Source organism: Leucobacter sp. 1207-22, assembly GCF_052850455.1.
This window is the reverse complement of sequence record NZ_VXCR01000001.1, coordinates 191,786-210,959: the sequence shown is the minus strand read 5'-3', so window position 1 is coordinate 210,959 and position 19,174 is coordinate 191,786. Positions and strand designations below refer to the sequence as shown.

Genomic DNA, 19,174 nt, shown 5'->3' with positions numbered 1-19,174 from the left:
GCGGATCGCGGTGAAGTTGAAAAGTCACCGCGATCCGCCGCCCCCGTCAGCTCAACTAGTCGCCCTGCGTCCTTCTGCGGCGAAGGAATGCGAGGCCACCCGCGATGAGTGCGAGCGCTGAGGCTCCGAGTGCCCAGATGCCGGTGGCTGAGGCGCCGGTGTTCGGAAGCGTAGTACCTGTGGGCGGAGTCGTGACTCCCGGAGGTTCGATGATGACCGGCGGCACGACGATGCCAGAGTCAGACCACTGGGCATAGAGTGTCGTTTCGCCCGCTGGGAACTCGTAGTTTTTCTCGGCGAGGTATGCCGTTCCGGTTCCATCTGCCTTGTCGTTCCATCCGACGAAGGTGCGGCCTGCGCTGGCGTACTTGTCACCACTGATCGTCACGCTCCGACCGGTCACGCTCTGACCGTCTACAACTTCGCCGGTCGCGTCAGCAAGGTTTTTGTCGTAGGTGACGGAGACTGTCTGTTGCCAGACGTACGTTCCTGCGCCTGATCCTTCGCGCGAAAGCCCGTAGAATACGGTGTTGTTATCGTCCCACTTCGTGAATCGGGGCCGCTCTGGTGTGCCGGTTCCGATCTCCACCCACAAACCATTGGCGAGTCGTTCGATGGCGGCGCTCGGTACCCAGAGGGCGATGTCATTAGTGAAGGCCGTATTGTTGCCGATAGTGATGACGCGAAGCGGAGTGTCTGAAACGAGGTACGCCATGGAACCTACGCCGCGCGTATCCCAGCCGCTGACGTCGATGCGGGTTAAGGATGACATCTCTGCAAAGGTCGCGGTGAGGTCTCGGACCTTCGTCACGTCCCAATCAGCTACTGAGAGTGACGGGATGGCAGAAGCGCCGTAGAACATGTAGCTCATGTCCTCGACGTTGGAGGTATTCCAGACGTGCGTATCGAGTTCTCGGAGAGAGGACGTGCCCAGGAACATTTGTGTCATGGTTTGGGCGCTGCTGGTGTCCCAGTTGTCGACGGCAAGTGTAGTGACGGCAGTAGCTTCACTAAACGTGCCACTGAAGTCCTGCACAGCACCCGTTTTCCAGCGAGACACATCAATCACTGGGAGAGAGGTGGTCCCGGCAAATGTCGCGTACATGATCGTGACTTTGCTGGTGTTCCAATTACGCACGTCGAGTTGTGCCAGCGAGGCTGCGCCTTGAAATGTGTTGGACATTGTGGTGACTTCGCCGGTATTCCAGTTGGAAACGTTCAACTTCGGCAAAGACTTGGCGTTGTAAAAGGTACCCTCGAGCGTCGTGACCCTGCTGGTGTCCCAACGTGTAACGTCGAGGTTGTTCAGAGCCTCTGCGCCGTAGAACGTGTTGTGCAAGGTCGTTACTGAGCTCGTGTCCCACCCAGATACGTTGAGTGACTGCAGTGCGTTTGCGTTCTGGAACATCATCGCCATGTTGGTGGCGCTTCTCGTGTTCCACTTCGACGTGTCTATCGTGGTGAGGGAGGTAGCACCTGCGAAGGCGCCTTCGAAGGTGGTGACCTTGCTCGTGTCCCAATTAGAAGTGTCAAGCGATGCGAGCGACTTGGCACCGTTGAATGTGCCATACATGTTCGTGACAGACTTGATACTCCAACCCGAGGTGTCGAGGGATGCCAGCGCTGAAGCACCCTTGAACATGACGCTCAATGTGGTTGCAGCGCTCATATCCCAGGCGGAGACATCAAGCTCGGCAAGAGAAGTTGCATTGAGGAACATGCCTTCGGCATCCTGCAGGCTGGTGAATTCCCAGCGTGAGGTATCAAGCGTCGTGAGGCTCGTCGCATTTGCGAACATCTGATTCGTGCTCTCAACGCCGCTCATCTCCCACCCCGCGACGTCAACGGTGGTGAGCGAGGTTGCTCCAAAGAACATGCCGTACATCGACGTGACATGGGATGTGTTCCAGCCTGAAGCGTCCAGCGAAGTCAGACTCGAAGCGCCCTGGAACATGTTGCTCATCGTCGTGACGTTGCTGGTATCCAGTTCGCCGGAACCCACGATGTCTGTGAGGTTCACCAAGCCGTAGAAGAGCATGTCTGAGTTTGCCGGGAGAGACGTTTTTGCGGGGTTACTGAACACGATCTTGGTAACAGAGGTGCGGTCGGTGAGCCACGGGACATACGCGCCAGAGCCCAGCGCACCCTCGCCGACAGTCATAACACCGTCGCCGTCGATGCTCCAATCTGCTTCCCCCCATTTTCCGGAGCTGGGAGACATGGTCCTGGCCGTCGAGTCAGTAGTGGTAAATGGGAGTTCGGGCGCTGGTGCTGAAATATGCGGTTCACCGCTGGATCCCGGCGGTGTGAGTGCTGGTGCGGAAACCAGGGATTCGCTCGTGGCCTGCCCAAAAGTGGTGGTCGACAGCCCAGGAGTGACTGTTACAGCTCCTGCAACGGTCGTGCCGCAGGACAGCATGATAGAAGCCGCAAGGATGATTCCCGCCAAAGGTGTGTACACACGCACGTTTTCTCCCCGAGGTCGCTGGTGTGACTCTCGTGAAATCACACTCCTATGTGTTCAAAGCCTAACCATAGGATGTGGCGTTGTCACTCCTTCTCAGCGGGGAAAACAGCAGACGGTGGATCTGCGCTGACGGGTGAAACGTCAGCGCAGATCCACCGCCCAAGATCTTGGTTAGCTGAGCTGTACGGGAGGCCCGAGGATCAGCAGAACGCTGAAGACGACCGCGAGGAGGACGACCACCAAGCAGATAGCGAGAATCGGTCGTCTCAGGACCCACGCCTGGATGTGCTCAAAGAAACCAACAGGCTCATCGCCACCCTTTGCAAGGCGCCAGCCACCCGCGAGCTTGCCCTGCTTGTCGATGGTGAGTTCGAGGGGCAGCGTTGCAAAAGGAATGATCGAGAGCGCGAGCGCCAAGATACCGAGGCCAGCAGACCACTTCTGGTTGATCCACACGAAGACGGTCACTGCGCAGTACGACAGAAATACGAAGCCGTGAATTCCGCCAGCGATAGAAACGGCCTCAGCTGTGACACCTGTGGCCCGCAAGATCAGCGCGGCAATGAGCCCGGCCCAGGTAACCACCTCAGCCGTGGCGAAAATACGAAAAAGAACGCGGGGAGTCACAGCGACGCGAAGAGACATGTGCACAAAGTTACTTCAATAAATCTGTAAGCGTTTTCAGATCGATTTGATCATGCGGAAAGAATGGTAGGTGAGTGGCGGTAGACTGTCTGCTTGTGACGCCACAAGAACTCTCTGCAGCAATCGCCCGTATCCTCGCCGACATCGTCTCTGCTGGCGATACCGGAATCGAGGTGACGGAAGCAGACACCCAGGTCGAGCGTCCGAAGAACCGAGATCATGGTGACTGGGCCTCGAACGCGGCAATGAAGTTTGCCAAGCGTATTGGCCAGAAACCGCGCGAACTTGCTGAGCAGATCGTGGCTCGTGTTTCTGAAGTTGATGGTGTTGCGAAGGCTGAGGTTGCTGGCCCCGGCTTCATCAACATCACGCTTGACGCTGCCAGCGCTGGCGAGACCGCGCGTCGTGTGGTTGAGCAGGGTGCGGCGTACGGTACGAGTGACACGCTCGCTGGTGAGCGGATCAACCTCGAGTACGTCAGTGCGAACCCCACGGGCCCCCTCCATATGGGGCACACCCGTTGGGCAGCTCTCGGCGACTCGACAGCTCGTGTGCTTCGTGCTGCAGGCGCAGAAGTGACGACCGAGTATTACATCAATGATGCTGGTTCGCAGATGGACAAGTTTGCCCGCTCGGTGCTCGCCGCTGCGCTCGGTGAAGAGGCTCCTGAAGATGCGTACCCAGGTGAGTACATTCAGGCACTCGGCAAGAAGGTAGCCGAGCAAGTTCCAAACCTTGCAGAGCTTCCCCGTGAAGAGGCGCAGCATCTTGCACAGGAGCTGGGCTACGAGCAGCAGCTTGCTGAGATCAAGGATTCGCTCGAACGCTTCAACGTGCACTTCGACGTCTTCTTCTCGGAGCGTACGCTGCACGCCAAGGGTGACAACGGTGAGCCCAGCCCGATTGAGCTCGCAATTGACCGCCTGCGCGAGCAGGGTCACGTGTACGAAGATGATGGCGCGATCTGGGTTCGCACCACGACGTTCGGTGATGACAAGGACCGCGTGTTCACGCGTGGCAACGGAATCTACACCTACTTTGCAGCAGACGCTGCGTACTACCTGTCGAAGAAGGATCGCGGCTTCGGCGAGAAGATCTATCTCCTCGGTGCAGATCACCACGGCTACATCGGCCGCCTCACCGCAATCGCTGGTGCAGCTGGTGACGATACCGAGACTGACGTCACCGTACTTATCGGTCAGCTCGTCAACCTGAATGGTGCACGCCTCTCGAAGCGCGCGGGCAACATTATCGAGCTTGATGACCTGCTCGAATGGCTTGGCAGCGACGCGCTTCGCTACTGGCTTGCGCGCTACCCAGCAGATTCGCCGCTCGCGCTGGAAGGCGAGAAGCTCCGCAGCCGCACGAACGACAACCCGGTCTTCTATGTGCAGTACGCTCACGCTCGCACCTGTGCGGTGGATCGCAATGCTGCCGCAGCTGGTGTCGACCGCAGCGCGTTCGCGCCTGAGTTGCTCACCCACGAAACAGAGACTGATCTGCTCGGCAAGCTCCAGCAGTACCCTGGAATCGTTGCTGGCGCAGCTGAACTTCGCGAGCCACACCGTATTGCCCGTTTCCTTGAGGAATTTGCTGCGGCGTACCACCGCTGGTACGACCAGTGCCGTGTGCTTCCCATGGGTGAGGAGCCAGTGGAAGACTTGCACCGGACCCGTCTGTGGCTCAACGACGCCGCTGGCCAGGTGCTGCGCAATGGTCTCGATTTGCTCGGCGTCACCGCTCCCGAACGCCTGTGAACGAGCGCAAGAAGCTGAAGCACGGCACCAAGGTAGCCATTGGCGCCGCGGTCGGCGTCGTGCTTCTTGCAGGCATCGGCGAGGTCGCACTTCGCATGATTATTCCGGGGGTGCTGAGCGGTATCGTCCGCGATGAGCTCTCACTCCCGCAAGATCATGAGGTTTCGGTTGAGCTTGGCGGCTCGACTCTTTGGAATGCGCTGCACGGTGGCGTGGGCGATGTCACCGTCGCAATTGACGATGCCCCGCTGTTTGACGGCACTCCGATGAGCGCTGTCGCACACGCCGACTTCGCACCGTTCAACCCTGAGAAGGGGCGCATTGAAGGTGGCAGCGCACAGCTCACCGTGAAGCGTGAGTATCTCGGCGACATTATTAGCTTGGCCACATCTGGACTCGTCGATGATGGTCGTGTCGAAGACGGTGTGCTTGAGCTCAGCAAATCTGCTCCAGTGTTCGGGCAGGACGTGACGGTCTCTGCCTCGATCCGCCTGTCAATCGATGGCGGTGACCTGCATGTCGAGCCAGTGAGCGTGCAGGCTGCCGGGTTCGATTTCAACGCGGCAGAACTGAAACTCGCGACCGGTTCGCTATTCGAGCCAGTGCTTGAACCGCAAACCGTGTGCGTACGCGACCAGCTTCCAGCGGGTATTTCGCTGACTGATCTCGACTTCGCAAACTCTGGTGATGTGACGCTGAGCACGCGTTTTTCACCTGAAATATTGGCGGATCCCGCACAGCTCGAACCTGGTACCTGCGCATAGTGTCAGGTGGCTCGACTATCTGTGTCGAGACATATTTCAACACCATGCGATATCGGTATCCCTCATCCCGCTAAACTAAGAAAGTTCGTTCTGAGCATCCGCTCCGTTCGCACGGCTTCAGGGGCCAATCCGGGTCCGCTCGCCAACCACCGAAGATGGTGGTGTGTGAGCGCTGGAACGAAGAAAAACCCCTACTGCCTTCCGAATACAAAGGAGCGAACGATGACAGAGACCGCGGGCACCCAGACCTCAGCCTTCGATGCCAACGCAATTGATGCGCGAGTGTTCCCTCCTTCTGCACGTCGAGGTTCGCAGTGCGAACAGTTGAAGATCGGCGAGATCCGCGCAACCGAACTCACTGAGCAGTTTGGTTCACCGCTCTACGTCATGGATGAGCAGGCGGCACGTTCGAAGGCCCGTGCAGTGCGCGAAGCACTGCAGCGTGAGGCGCGGCGTGTTGGGACCGAGGCAACCGTGTACTACGCAACGAAGGCCTTCCTGTGCGTCGAGGTTGCGAAGTGGATGATCGAAGAGGGTCTCGCTCTTGACGTCGCATCTGGCGGTGAGCTGCTCGTTGCCCTTGCAGCCGGTGCAGATCCCGCACAGATTGGCTTCCACGGCAACAACAAGTCGGTTGCTGAAATCGAACGTGCAGTCGAGGTTGGCGTCGGCACCATCATTCTCGATAGCGAAATCGAAATCGAACGTGTGGCAGCTGCTGCGAAGGCCGCAAATAAGGTGCAGCGCGTTCGACTCCGCGTCAACAGTGGGGTGCACGCATCCACACATGACTTCCTTGCGACCTCACACGAAGACCAGAAGTTTGGTCAGCCGCTCGCTGAGGCGACACGTATCGTTGGCCAGATTCTGACACACGACAGCTTGGACTTTGTCGGCCTGCACTGCCACATCGGCTCGCAGATCTTTGCGACAGATGGTTTCCGCGAATCAGCGCGCCGCCTACTCGGCGTGTATGCCGAGCTCGCTGCGCTTGCGGGCCGCCCCATTCCTGAGCTGAATCTCGGTGGCGGTTTTGGCATCGCCTACACCAGCGAAGACGCAGACGCTGCGCCGGATGTCGCGAAGATCGCAGCTGAGCTCGCTGACATTGTTGCAGCGGGTGCGCGCGAATATGACCTGCAGATCCCGAAGCTTGCCTTCGAACCAGGCCGTTCGGTCATTGGGCAGGCTGGCGTGACGCTGTACACCGTTGGCACGACCAAGACAGTCCAGCTCGGTGGTTCAGACGCAGAAGCAAACCCAGCCGACGTGGCCCTCGCGCCTCAGCTCGGCCTCACAGGTGCACCATCAGAGCGCCTGTACGTGAGCGTTGATGGTGGCATGAGTGACAACGCTCGCCCCGCGCTCTACGGCTCGGATTATCACGTGCGAATCGCTAACCGCGTCAGCACTGCAGCCCCCGCGCTTGTGCGCGTTGTGGGGAAGCACTGTGAATCCGGCGACATCGTGGTCCAGCGCGACGTGCTGCCCGGTGATGTACAGCCGGGGGACACCCTGGCAGTTGCTGTGACTGGTGCCTACTGCTGGGCACTTTCGAGTAACTACAACTATGTTCCACGGCCCCCGGTCGTTGCAGTACGCGACGGTGAGGCGCGAATGATCGTGCGCGGGGAGACCGAAGAAGAATTGCTCGCCAAGAGCGTGTAACACCCTTTTACGAATACACAGGAGTAATAAGTGAACGAGTACCGTGACCTTCGCGTTGCACTTTTGGGCTGCGGCTCAGTTGGTGCGCAGGTGGCCAGGCTTCTTCTCGAACACGGCGACGAGCTGACGGCTCGCGTTGGCGCACGATTGACGCTCGCGGGAATTGCTGTTCGCGACGTGAATTCAAAGCGTGACGTTGATCTTCCGATTGAGCTGTTCACTACAGACGCAGAGCGTCTGGTGCAGGGCGCGGATATCGTTGTCGAACTTATGGGTGGAATCGAGCCGGCGAAGTCCCTCATTACGCTGGCGCTTCAGGGCGGGGCTGACGTGGTTACCGCGAACAAGGCCCTCATTGCAGCCCACGGTAAGGAGCTGTCTGCGACCGCCGAGCAGGTTGGTGCGCAGCTGCTGTTTGAAGCATCAGTGGCAGCAGCTATTCCCATCCTCCGCCCGCTCAGCGAAAGCCTTGTGGGAGATCACATCACCCGAGTGATGGGCATTGTCAACGGCTCGACCAACTACATTCTCGATCGTATGGACCGCTTCGGTGACTCGGCTGAAGACGCAGCAAAGGTCGCGAGCGATCTTGGTTTCCTCGAGGCTGACCCCACGCTCGATGTTGAAGGCTTTGACGCCGCTCAGAAGGCGACAATCCTCGCACGAATTGCTTTCCACACCGAGGTGCCCGAAGCAGCTGTGCACCGTGAGGGTATTACGAAGATCACTGCAGAGCAGATTGAAGCGGCAAAGCATGCCGGACTGGTGATCAAGTTGCTCGCGATTGCAGAACGGGTGACCGGCAGTGACGATACTGAGGGAGTCTCGGTACGTGTGTACCCTGCTCTGCTGCGTCGCGATCACCCCCTCGCAACCGTCTACGAAGGCAAGAATGCGGTCTTCGTTGAGGCTGAAGCAGCTGGTGAACTCATGTTCTATGGCGCGGGCGCAGGTGGTGCAGAGACAGCTTCCGCGGTACTCGGAGACCTGGTCTCGGCAGCTCGTCGGCATATCGTCGGCGGCCCTGGCATTATCGGTTCGTTGCACGCAGACCTGCCTGTGCTTCCGGTCGGTGAGATCATCACCTCGTACCAGATCATGCTTGAGGTCCGAGATGAGCCGGGCGTCCTCGCGAAGGTTGCGACGATTCTTGCCGAGCATGGCGTTTCAGCGGCAAGTGTTGAACAAAACACCAGCAAGGGCGCGGCAGGCCATGCCGCCCTCATTATTGGCACACACGCAGCACGCGAAGCCGACCTCGCTTCGACGGTTGCTGCACTCGCAAATGATTCAGCAGTCACCGAGGTACTGAGCGTGCTTCGTATGGAGGGCGCAGCATGACCGAAACCGTAGCTTCGAACCAGCAGCTCTCGCTTCGCGTTCGTGTGCCCGCAACCAGTGCAAACCTTGGCCCAGGCTTCGACACGCTCGGGCTTGGCCTCGCATATGGCGACGAACTCCTCGTGACGACCCGTGCGACTCCCGGCGCAACGGTCGAGGTACACGGCGTTGGCGAAGGTGAAGTCGCGACGGACGAAACGAATCTCGTCGTGCGCTCAGCTGCGTATGTCTTCGAGCAGGTCGGACGCGAGATGCCCGGCCTGAACATCGTGGCGAACAACCGTATCCCGCACGGCCGCGGAATGGGTTCCTCTGGCTCGGCAATTGTTGCAGGCGTCATGATTGCAGCTGGCATCCTTGAAAATGACGCGGCTGCTCCGCTCGTGCTGACTGAAGACCAGCTTCTGAGTTTCGCGACGGCGCTTGAAGGGCACCCAGACAACGTCGCACCCGCACTCTTCGGAGGTCTCACGATTGCATGGACCAACGAAGAGGGTCCCCGCTTTAAACGCCTGCTCGTGCACCGCGGTGTCGCGCCACTCGTTCTCGTGCCGTCATTCAAGATGTCCACAGAGGAAGCCCGTAGCCTGCAGCCGAAGCATGTGCCTCACGAAGACGCGGTGTTCAATGTTTCGCGATCCGCACTCTTGATCGCGGCTCTGACGCAAAGCCCCGAGCTGCTGTTTGAAGCAACTGAGGATCGACTGCATCAGAATTACCGTGGTCCGGCAATGCCTGCGACCCGTGACTTGATCAGTGCGCTGCGCGAGGCAGGCCATCCCGCAGTTGTTTCGGGAGCGGGCCCGTCTGTGCTTGTGCTTGCGAATGGTCCAGCAGAGCGACTTGCGGCGGCGGATCTCGTTGCGAAAGTTGCACCAAACTGGCAGGTTCTCACGCTCGCTGTCGACATTAAGGGTGCTACAGTTGAGGTGATCCCGGCAGATCTCGCGCAGTCTGCGCTTGTGTAATACGGTTCTCCCGTCAGCCCGTGGGTCGTTCATACCAGAGCGATCTCTTGCTCTGAGTTTTCCTCGCATGTATGTGCACATCGGGGGCAGAGCCATGGGCCGCCTCCGCGATAACGTTCCGAAAGGAAGAACGTGGAAGAGAACACCGTAGACACCGCTGTCACTCCCGAAGCGACAGCAAATGAAACCACTGAACCTGCTGAGAAGCCGGTTCGTCGTCGTGCGTCGCGTCGCGTCTCTGCAGCTGCTGGTGCAGCTGCAGAGGTCGCGCCAGCGACGGACGAGGCCCCTGCGGCTGAAGCACAGACGCCTGCCGCTGATGAGGCTCCTGCTGAGCCGAAGAAGCGTGTGAGCCGTGCTCGCAAGAAGGTAGACCCCGAGGCTGAGGCGGCTCCGACTGAGGCCGCTCCGCAGGCCGACGCTGCAAAGGCCGAGGCCACAGCGACTGCTTCGGCACCTGCAGATGCAGATGCAGAGGCGCCTGCAGAGCCGAAGAAGCGCGTGAGCCGTGCTCGCAAGAAGGTCGAGCCGGCGGCTGACGAAGCCGGGGCAGATGCTTCGAGCACTGCAACCGCTGACGAGAGCGTCAAGACTGAGTCGCCCGCTGCCAAGAAGGCAGCAAGCACTGAAGAAGCTGCAGCTGAGGCTGAAACCCCCGCCGCCGATGAGAAGCCGAAGCGCACTCGTCGCCGCGCCACGAAGAGTGATGCGGCTGCGGAAGCGCCTGCAGCTGAGAGCCAGGAGCCCGCTGAACAGTCAGCGACCACCGAGAAGGCAACAAAGGGTCGTGCCAAGCAAACGGCGACTCAGGCTGAATCAGCACCCGTAGCAGAGACCACTGAGCAGGCAACCCCTGAGCAGGACGAGAAGCCTGCTGAAGAGGGTAATGGCCGTAACCGTCAGCGTCGTGGTCGCAACCGTGACAACAGCGAGCAGGCGACAAACGATTCGAACGAGAACGCTGACGACGCGAAGCAGCGTCAGAACAAGAACTCGAAGAACGACAACTCGAAGAACGACAAGAACGACAACTCGCGTTCGAGCCGCACCCGACAGCGCGACCGCAAGCGTCGTGGTCAGGATGACCTCGAACTTGAGATCGCAGAGGACGATGTCCTGCTGCCGATTGCAGGAATCCTCGACATTCTTGATAACTACGCGTTTGTGCGCACCAGCGGCTACCTGCCCGGTGTGAGCGATGTGTACGTTTCACTTGGCCAGGTCAAGAAGTACGGTCTGCGCCGCGGTGATGCGGTTGTTGGCGCGATCCGCCAGCCCCGCGAGGGCGACAATGGCAGCCGTCAGAAGTACAACGCAATTGTGAAGATTGACTCGATCAACGGTCAGGCAATCGATGAGCAGGCGAAGCGTGCAGACATCACTGAGATGACTCCGATCTTCCCCGCTCAGCGCATTGCGCTTGAGGTAGGCGCGGATCGTTACCTGAGCCGCATGATCGACGCCGTTGCACCGATCGGCCTTGGCCAGCGTGCCATCGTGACCGTCCCGAAGAAGCAGTCCGGTGTCCAGGTCGTGTCTGAACTCGCGGCTGACATTGCGATTGCGGCACCCGAGGCACACCTCATGGTGGTGCTTGCCGACGCCCAGCCTGAAGCAGCGACTGCGCTGCAGCGTTCGATTCGTGGCGAAGTTGTTGCGGCAACATTCGATCGCGGCGCAGAGGATCAGGCAACCGTTGCTGAGCTCACGATTGATCGAGCACGCCGCTTGGTCGAGCTCGGCCATGATGTTGTTGTGCTCGTTGACTCGCTCAACCGTTTGGCACGCGGCTATGCGCAGGCACAGCCAGCGAACCACCGTCCTGCGCTCGACACGATTGACGAGCAGACTCTTGCACAGCTCAAGAAGCTGCTCGCTGCAGCACGCAACCTTGAGAACGCTGGCTCGTTGACGATCATCGCGACGATTCAGGCGAAGCCTGAAACTGAGATGGATGCGACGCTTCTTCGCGAGCTTGCTCCGCTCGCGAACTCGGTGATTGCCCTCGCAAAGGACGCTCCGTACGGTGTGCCGCTCGTGAACGCAAAGAAGACGCATACCCAGAATGCGGCATCGCTGCTTTCGGCTGATGAGCTTCGCGTTCGTGATGCGATCCGCGCAAAGCTCGCTGGTGCAGACGCAGATGATGTGCTTGCACGCCTGCGCAAGGCAAAGACGAACTCGGCACTGACCGCATAATTCCGCGCACGCGGCGATTATTGACGGTAACTCATTACGGAGAGGCAACATGTTTGAACAGGTTGCGGGGCTGCTCGTAGAACACGAGGAACTCCAGGAACAGCTCGCTGACCCAGCGCTGCACGCAGATGCTGTGCGCGCAAAGCGAGTAAACCGACGCTACGCAGAGCTGAGCAAGATCAAGACTGCTCACGAACAGTGGATGCAGACAGCCGAGGACCTCGAAGCAGCACGAGAGCTCGCAAAGGAAGACGACGCGTTCGCTGAGGAAGTGCCTGCACTTGAGGAGGCACTCGCAGCTGGTCAAGAGAAGGTTCGCCGTCTCTTGATTCCGCGTGATCCTGATGATGCTCGCGACGTCATTCTTGAGATCAAGGGTGGTGAAGGTGGCGCAGAGTCTGCGCTCTTCGGCGCTGATTTGCTTCGCATGTACATGCACTACGCAGAATCCAAGGGTTGGAAGACCGAGATTATTGAAGCTGACGAGAGCGATCTCGGTGGTTACAAGAACGTCCAGGTCGCGATCAAGGCGAACCCCTCCGACCCGTCACAGGGCGCGTGGGCTCACCTGAAGTACGAGGGTGGCGTGCACCGCGTGCAGCGCGTGCCGGTGACCGAGTCGCAGGGACGCATTCACACCTCAACGACTGGTGTGCTTGTCTATCCCGAGGCTGACGCGCCTGAAGAGGTCGAGATGCACCAAAACGATCTGAAGATCGATGTGTATCGTTCATCTGGCCCCGGCGGTCAGTCGGTGAACACGACTGACTCCGCTGTGCGAATCACGCACCTTCCTACGGGAATCGTGGTTGCGATGCAGAACGAAAAGTCGCAGCTGCAGAACCGTGAGGCCGCGATGCGCGTCCTGCGCGCTCGACTGCTTGCGCGTCAGCAGGAAGAGGCTGCGGCTGAGGCCTCTGCACACCGTTCAACGCAGATCCGCACCATGGATCGTTCTGAGCGCATTCGCACCTACAACTACCCGGAGAACCGAATCGCGGACCACCGCACTGGCTTCAAGGCCTACAACCTTGACCAGGTGATGGACGGCGCTCTCGAGCCGATTATTGAGTCCTGCATTCGCATGGACGAGGAGCAGCGGCTCGCCGATCTCTAACGAGATCCACCCCATTCACGGCGCATGACCAGTCGTGGCGTTTCTCAGACGTTCAGTTCTGAGGAGTACCATGAAGGTCATGCGCCGTTCGAATACCCTCTTACCTTGGGTGGTGTGGGGCGTAGCAGTATTCAGTTATGTCGTCGCCGTCGTAAACCGTTCGTCACTGGCCGCACTGGGGCCGCAGGCACAGTCTCACTTCGAGATCGATGCGACGACCCTGGCGATGTTCCCGGTGATTCAGCTCGCTGTCTACGCCGGTATGCAAATCCCGGTCGGAATGCTCCTCGATCGCTTCGGTTCGAGCCTCATGGTGCTAGCCGGTGGCGCCTTCATGCTCATTGGTCAAACGCTCATGGCAACAGTGACCGACCTTCCCCTCGTTATCCTGGCGCGAATCCTCGTGGGTGCCGGCGACGCATGCGTCTTTGTCAGCGTCATGAAGATCCTTCCTGAGTGGTTCCCGGTTCGACAGATTCCGACGGTGAGTCAGCTCACTGGCCTGCTGGGACAGGCCGGTCAGCTCGTATCGGTCATTCCCCTGGCAATTGCGGTGGATCGATTTGGGTGGCGCTCAGGTTTTCTCGGAATCGCGGCGGTCGCCCTCATTGCAATGATTCTGGTGATCGTGGTGATGCGTGATTCCCCCCGCGACCGCACGATTGCTGAGCGCATGTTGGGGAAAGAACTCAAAGTCTCAGAGGCCGAGCAACGATACACCGCGGTCACTGGGGTGGTTGCTGCGCCGCCGGCAACATCGATGCTTCCTGTCGTTAAGCAGCGCTTTGACCTGTTTCAGATGGTGCAGCGGTCGCGACAGATCGTTGCTATGCCAGGCGTTCGACTCGCGTTCTGGATGCATTTCACCTCACCCTTTGCGATGAACGTGTTTGTCCTACTGTGGGGCACCCCATTCCTTGTGGGTGGTCTCGGCGTGGAGCCTGCTACGGCAAAGGGCATGCTGAGTCTCACGATTATCGCGTCGTCATTTGCATCACTCGTGCTTGGCCCGGTGAGTTCACGGTTCATGGAACGCCGTGTAGCGATCTACACCTGCATCACCATCGCGATTGCGAGTGTGTGGATCGCCATCATGCTGTGGCCTGGCAACCCGCCAGTGTGGCTCGTTTTCGCCCTGCTCATCATCATGCCGATTGGTGGACCGGCGTCGATGCTTGCGTTCGAGGTGCAGCGCTCACATACTCCGAAGAGCTATGTCGGATTCGGCACGGGACTTGTGAACACTGGAGGCTTCATCGCGAGCCTCATTGTCATCTACCTCATTGGCCTCGTGCTCGATTGGGAGGGCGCTGGTACGCCAGAGACCTATTCGCTCGCTGCGTTCAAGCTGGCGTTCGCGGTGCAAGTGCCGGTCTGGATTCTGGGGCTCAGCATGGTTCTCATTGAGACTCGACGCACCAAAGGTTGGATGCGTCGTCACGACCGGAAGCTGCGCTAGTTACGGCGCGCGGCTGCGTGAGCATCGACAAACTCTTCCAGGAGTTCGACGAGAAGCTGAGCGCGATCCGCGCCCATGAGCCGAAAAGCCTCGTGATATTCCCGGTAGAAGTAGCCGAGACTCTCATCAAATTTTGCTCGTCCGAGTTGTGAAACGGAAAAGACGTATGCTGGCCCGTCGTCTCCTCTGCTGCGTGTGAGGTATTCATGCTGAAGTGCAGCATTGGTCTGTCGGTTGATCGTTGACTGCTCAAGGTGGAGCTCCTCGGCGATTTGCTTGAGCGTGCGCGGAACTCCGTCAATGAGTAGCGCAATAATGCGGAGATCTGCGGCGCCGAGGGGGAGGAAGCCTGCGGCAACGCGGCGCTCCCGTTCGTAACGAGTAGTTGCTGCGGCAAAACGCTCTGCAATTTCTTGCAGATGCTGCAGGTCTTTTGGCGTGTCAGGCATGCGGGCACTCCCTCCGATGAAGCTTGCTGCCTTCAATGGTGTGTAGACTACACATCCTAGCCGTTATGTATCGTACATATGGCGCGAGATTGAAGGGGTGTATGTCTTCCACGCACAACATCGACACTGAGGAAGCTGTGTCGCTCGCACGCTCGCGCGTCGTCATCCTCGTGTTGGGATTCTCGAGCTTGTGTGCATCCCTGATGCAGTCGCTCGTTATCCCGGTCCAGAGTCAACTCCCTGAGCTCCTGCATACCTCGGCAGCAAATGCCTCATGGGTGGTCACCGCAACGTTGCTTGGTGGGGCAGTGGTCATGCCTGTGGCTGGTCGGCTCGCGGATCTCGTCGGCAAACGGCCGGTACTCATCGCGACCGCCTCGCTCATGTTGCTTGGTTCGGTGCTCTGTGCCATCAGTGACGTGTTTGGCATCGTCATCGTGGGACGCGTGCTGCAAGGGTTCGCCATGGGATACATTCCAGTGGCGATTAGCCTGGTCAGGGACGTGACGCCGCCCCGACTGGTGAATGGAGCGATTGCAGGGATCTCAGCAACACTGGGTGTCGGTGGCGCACTCGGCCTCCCGCTTGCAGCCTGGATGGTGCAGTACTTCAGTTGGAACATGCTGTTCTGGCTTGCTGCGACACTAGCCGGAATCATGGTGGTTCTCGCGGCAACGCTTATTCCGAGCATTCAGCCTGCACGGCAGGGAAGATTTGACTATGTCGGGGCAATCGGACTCGCCTCGTCGCTCGTGGCAATACTGGTAGGCATCACCAAGGGGAACGAATGGGGGTGGGCTTCGGCAGGCACGCTTGGTCTCATTGGATGTGGTGTCTTGCTGCTGCTCGCTTGGGGATTCTACGAGTTGCGGCAACGAGAACCGCTCGTGGATCTTCACACCACGGCAAAGCTGCCTGTGCTCTTCACGAACCTCGCGGCGCTGCTCGTCGGCTTCGGAATGATGGCGCAAACGATCGTGATGCCGCAGCTCCTGCAGCTTCCCTCGGAGACCGGCTACGGGCTTGGTCAAACCATGCTGCAAACAGGACTGTGGATGGCACCGTCGGGCGTGATGATGTTGATTTTCTCGCCGGTTTCAAGCCGAATGCTCACCAGGCTCGGTGGGCGAGTGACACTGATCATCGGCGCCATCGTGCTCGCTGCAGGCTATGTTTTCGGATTCTTCTTCCTGAGTCAACCGTGGCAATTGATGCTGGCAGGGTGCATCGCATGCGCGGGAGTCGGAATCGCCTACGCCTCGATGCCGACGTTGATTCTCGCGAATGTGCCTCGCCAGGATGCCGGCTCGAGCGTCGGTGTGAACTCCCTTATGCGTTCAATGGGCAGTGCCGTCGCTGGTGCGGTGATGGCTGTTGTGTTGACAAGTCAACTCAGTGACCTTGGCGTGCCAACGGAGTGGGGCTTCCGCCTGTGCTTCCTTATCGGTGCAGGTTCAGCGCTTGGTGGGGCAGTGTTGACTGCGTTCGTTCCGCGGGGAAATGCGCGGCAAAACTAGCGTCGCGTCTGTGTAAGCGCAGTGCGCTCCCGACAAGAAGCCGACAGGGGTGCACTGCGCTTACGCGTCGTTAGATGATGTAGAAGTCTGCTTCATCTGGACGAGGAATAAGAGGTGATCCGCGCCGCGGGCGAGGCTGCGCTGGAATGCCAGTCAGGGTAGTCCAAGGTGCAGCGGAACGCACAACGACTGCATTCGATCCGATCGCGGAATCGTGGCCAATCTCGATGTTTCCGAGGAGCTTGGCCCCTGCTCCGATGACGACCCTGTCGCCAACGGTCGGATGCCGCTTGCCTCTGTCGTGCCCGGTGCCACCGAGCGTGACGGCGTGGTAGATGATGACGTCGTCACCAATGACTGCGGTCTCGCCGATGACAACGCCCATGCCGTGGTCGATGAAGAGGCGACGGCCGATGGTGGCACCGGGGTGGATCTCGACGCCCGTGAAGAAGCGAGCGAGCTGGGAAATGGTGCGGGGGAGCGTGCGTCCGCCACGACGCCACAGGCTGTGGGCAACGCGGTGCCACCACACGGCGTGCAGAGTGGAATATAGGAAGAAGATGGATGCCGACCCGCGCGCTGCTGGGTCGCCGGCCTTGGCAGCATGAATGTCTTCGCGGATGCGAGAGAAGAAAGCCATCGTGAGCTCCTGAGGTGCTGTGCTGTGCTGACGAACGCACGAAATCGCAAGGCCCGGTAACCAAGCGGTGTGGGCCTTGCGATTCGTCGTGGAGTGCGGTGCGTGTGGGCGCGGATCGCCCGAAAGGTTACGCGTTCAGGTGCTCGTAGAGCGGAGTCGAGAAGTAGCGCTCACCGAAGTCAGGAATGATGACGACGATCTTTTTTCCTGCGTTCTCGGGACGCTTTGCGACCTCAACAGCAGCCCAAACGGCTGCGCCTCCGGAAATGCCAGCGAGGATGCCCTCGCTGGTGCCGAGCGCGCGCCCCTTGGCGATGGCGTCTGCAAGTTCAACGTCAATGACCTCGTCGTAGATCTCGCGGTCAAGGATGCCGGGGACAAAGTTCGCGCCGAGGCCCTGGATCTTGTGTGGGCCAGCAGTGCCCTTGCTGAGCAGGGGTGAGTCGATGGGTTCGACTGCGACGACCTGAATGTTTGGGTTCTGCTCCTTGAGGTACCCGCCGGTGCCCGAAATGGTGCCGCCTGTTCCGATGCCAGCGACAAAAATATCAACCTTGCCATCGGTGTCATTCCAGATCTCGGGGCCAGTGGTAGCCCGGTGAATGGCTGGGTTGGCGGGGTTGTCGAACTGTCGCGCAAGTACTGCACCCGGTGTCTCGGCAGCGATTTCTTCTGCCTTTGCCACTGCGCCCTTCATGCCGAGCGGGCCTTCAGTGAGAACAATCTCTGCGCCGTATGCTGCGAGCATCTTGCGGCGCTCGATGCTCATGGTCTCAGGCATGGTGAGAATGACGCGGTAGCCGCGAGCAGCACCCACAAATGCAAGCGCGATGCCGGTGTTGCCGCTCGTTGCCTCGACGATCGTTCCGCCAGCGGGAAGCTCACCCGATGCTTCCGCCGCATCGATGATTGCGATGCCGATGCGGTCCTTGACCGAGCCTGCAGGGTTGTAAAACTCTAGCTTTGCGAACACCTCTGCGCCCGCGTCTTCCGTGACACGATTCAGGCGAACGAGGGGGGTGTTGCCGAACGCTTGGGTGATGTTCTCATATGTGCGGGACATGCTGGTCAAACCTCTTCTGATCGATAACTCGAAGCTCACTTAACTATATCCATACCTAATGTGAGTGTGTGCATTCCGTTATGGATGCGACGAAAAGTTACAGGCCACACAAAGGGTGTGGGAAAGTTATACCTATGACTGACGCCACCTCTCCCACGGTTGACCAACTCCTGCGCGAGGTGACCGACCAGCTCTCGGGAGCTGGGATAGAACAGGCGCGCATCGACGCAGAAGTATTGCTTGCCCATGTGCTCGGCGAGTCACGCGGTCGCATCCAAGCGCTCGCGATCATGGGGAAACGGCCCACGTCGACAGAAGTTGCTCGGTTGTGCGCGATGGCAGATGAGCGTGCGGATCGCGTCCCGCTCCAACACCTCACCGGACGTGCGCCGTTTCGCCGCATCGAGCTTTCGGTGGGCCCAGGGGTGTTCGTGCCGCGGCCAGAAACGGAAACGGTTGTCGACTGTGCACTCACAGAGCTCGAACGCACGCTCGCTCTGCCAGGACGATTGGGGGCCGGGACGCCAAAGGTTGTGGACTTTTGCACCGGCAGCGGCACTATTGCGCTTGCGATCGCAAACGAGGTTCCTGATGCGCGTATTTGGGCAGTAGAGAAGAGCGTCGAAGCTCACGCTTGGGCGGCACGGAATGTCGCTGAGTGGGGAGACGAACGAGTCACGCTTGTTCGTGGGGACATCTCTGCACTCGATCCGCAGATTTTCTCGCCGCTGGGCGGCCAAGTGGACCTGCTGGTATCGAATCCGCCATATGTGCCCTCCGGCATGATTCCCAAGGACCCCGAGGTACGTGACCACGACCCTGAGCTTGCGCTCTACAGTGGCGAGGACGGCCTTGACCTCATCCGCCTCATCGCGCGAATTGGCCGTGGGCTTGTGCGTGAGGGTGGCGCGCTCGTACTCGAACATGCTGAACATCAGGGAGAGGCGATCCGCGCTCTTTTGACGACAGCGGGTTGGCATGAAGCGGTGACCTATCAAGACCTCACCGGTCGAGACCGTACCACGCTCGCACGAAGGTAGCCGGGAGCATTCCAACACAGGCCCGGAAGTCAGAACTGCCTACGTAGCCCGCGGTCAGGCGCACGCGGGTAGAATGACTA

The 19,174-nt window shown here is 59.4% G+C and carries 15 protein-coding genes; 10 read left to right on the top strand and 5 right to left on the bottom strand.

The genetic code is table 11. The features are described from left to right. Positions 1-55 precede the first annotated feature (55 nt). Positions 56-2,221, bottom strand: coding sequence for a BspA family leucine-rich repeat surface protein (locus tag FW756_RS00905; RefSeq protein ID WP_446428303.1), 2,166 nt, complete (start codon positions 2,219-2,221; stop codon positions 56-58). A gap of 417 nt (positions 2,222-2,638) precedes the next feature. Next, complete coding sequence (locus tag FW756_RS00900) at positions 2,639-3,112, bottom strand: DUF3817 domain-containing protein (RefSeq protein WP_446428302.1); 474 nt, start codon at positions 3,110-3,112, stop codon at positions 2,639-2,641. Positions 3,113-3,207: 95 nt separating this feature from the next. On the opposite strand from FW756_RS00900, the gene argS reads away from it, so the two are divergent. The 8 genes from argS to FW756_RS00860 all read left to right on the top strand — a co-directional run bounded on the left by argS (position 3,208) and on the right by FW756_RS00860 (position 14,385). Beyond that, on the top strand, positions 3,208-4,869 hold the full coding sequence (gene argS / locus FW756_RS00895) for an arginine--tRNA ligase (RefSeq protein WP_446428301.1): 1,662 nt from the start codon (positions 3,208-3,210) through the stop codon (positions 4,867-4,869). Continuing rightward, positions 4,866-5,633 (top strand): LmeA family phospholipid-binding protein, encoded by a 768-nt coding sequence (locus tag FW756_RS00890; RefSeq protein WP_446428300.1) that lies wholly within the window; start codon positions 4,866-4,868, stop codon positions 5,631-5,633. The genes argS and FW756_RS00890 overlap by 4 nt, the downstream gene beginning before the upstream one ends. A 222-nt stretch (positions 5,634-5,855) precedes the next feature. After that, positions 5,856-7,301 (top strand): diaminopimelate decarboxylase family protein, encoded by a 1,446-nt coding sequence (locus tag FW756_RS00885; RefSeq protein WP_446428299.1) that lies wholly within the window; start codon positions 5,856-5,858, stop codon positions 7,299-7,301. Between the two features lie 30 nt (positions 7,302-7,331). Continuing rightward, on the top strand, positions 7,332-8,642 hold the full coding sequence (locus FW756_RS00880; RefSeq protein ID WP_446428298.1) for a homoserine dehydrogenase: 1,311 nt from the start codon (positions 7,332-7,334) through the stop codon (positions 8,640-8,642). After that, a complete protein-coding gene (gene thrB, locus FW756_RS00875) occupies positions 8,639-9,610 on the top strand; it encodes a homoserine kinase (RefSeq protein WP_446428297.1) in 972 nt (323 codons plus the stop codon). The genes FW756_RS00880 and thrB overlap by 4 nt, the downstream gene beginning before the upstream one ends. Before the next feature lie 132 nt (positions 9,611-9,742). Continuing rightward, positions 9,743-11,809, top strand: a complete 2,067-nt coding sequence (locus tag FW756_RS00870) for a hypothetical protein (RefSeq protein WP_446428296.1) — start codon at positions 9,743-9,745, stop codon at positions 11,807-11,809. Positions 11,810-11,858: 49 nt separating this feature from the next. Further along, entirely contained in the window at positions 11,859-12,926 is a 1,068-nt protein-coding gene (gene prfA, locus FW756_RS00865; RefSeq protein ID WP_446428295.1) for a peptide chain release factor 1, read from the top strand. Between the two features lie 70 nt (positions 12,927-12,996). Then, on the top strand, positions 12,997-14,385 hold the full coding sequence (locus FW756_RS00860) for an MFS transporter (protein WP_446428294.1): 1,389 nt from the start codon (positions 12,997-12,999) through the stop codon (positions 14,383-14,385). On the opposite strand, the gene FW756_RS00855 is transcribed toward FW756_RS00860, so the two are convergent. Next, the gene (locus tag FW756_RS00855; RefSeq protein WP_446428293.1) at positions 14,382-14,834 is read right to left on the bottom strand and encodes a MarR family winged helix-turn-helix transcriptional regulator; all 453 of its coding nucleotides are present in this window, start codon (positions 14,832-14,834) and stop codon (positions 14,382-14,384) included. The two genes, FW756_RS00860 and FW756_RS00855, sit on opposite strands and share 4 nt — an antisense overlap. A 101-nt stretch (positions 14,835-14,935) precedes the next feature. Between FW756_RS00855 and FW756_RS00850 the strand changes: the two genes are divergently transcribed. After that, a complete protein-coding gene (locus FW756_RS00850; RefSeq protein WP_446428292.1) occupies positions 14,936-16,351 on the top strand; it encodes an MFS transporter in 1,416 nt (471 codons plus the stop codon). A 70-nt stretch (positions 16,352-16,421) separates the two neighbouring features. Here FW756_RS00850 and epsC read toward each other — a convergent pair whose 3' ends face one another. Together epsC and cysK are read right to left on the bottom strand one after the other, a co-directional pair. After that, entirely contained in the window at positions 16,422-16,991 is a 570-nt protein-coding gene (gene epsC, locus FW756_RS00845; RefSeq protein ID WP_446428291.1) for a serine O-acetyltransferase EpsC, read from the bottom strand. Positions 16,992-17,118: 127 nt separating this feature from the next. After that, positions 17,119-18,054 (bottom strand): cysteine synthase A, encoded by a 936-nt coding sequence (gene cysK, locus FW756_RS00840; RefSeq protein ID WP_446428290.1) that lies wholly within the window; start codon positions 18,052-18,054, stop codon positions 17,119-17,121. A 134-nt stretch (positions 18,055-18,188) separates the two neighbouring features. Between cysK and prmC the strand changes: the two genes are divergently transcribed. Then, entirely contained in the window at positions 18,189-19,094 is a 906-nt protein-coding gene (gene prmC / locus FW756_RS00835) for a peptide chain release factor N(5)-glutamine methyltransferase (protein WP_446428289.1), read from the top strand. Positions 19,095-19,174 lie beyond the last annotated feature (80 nt).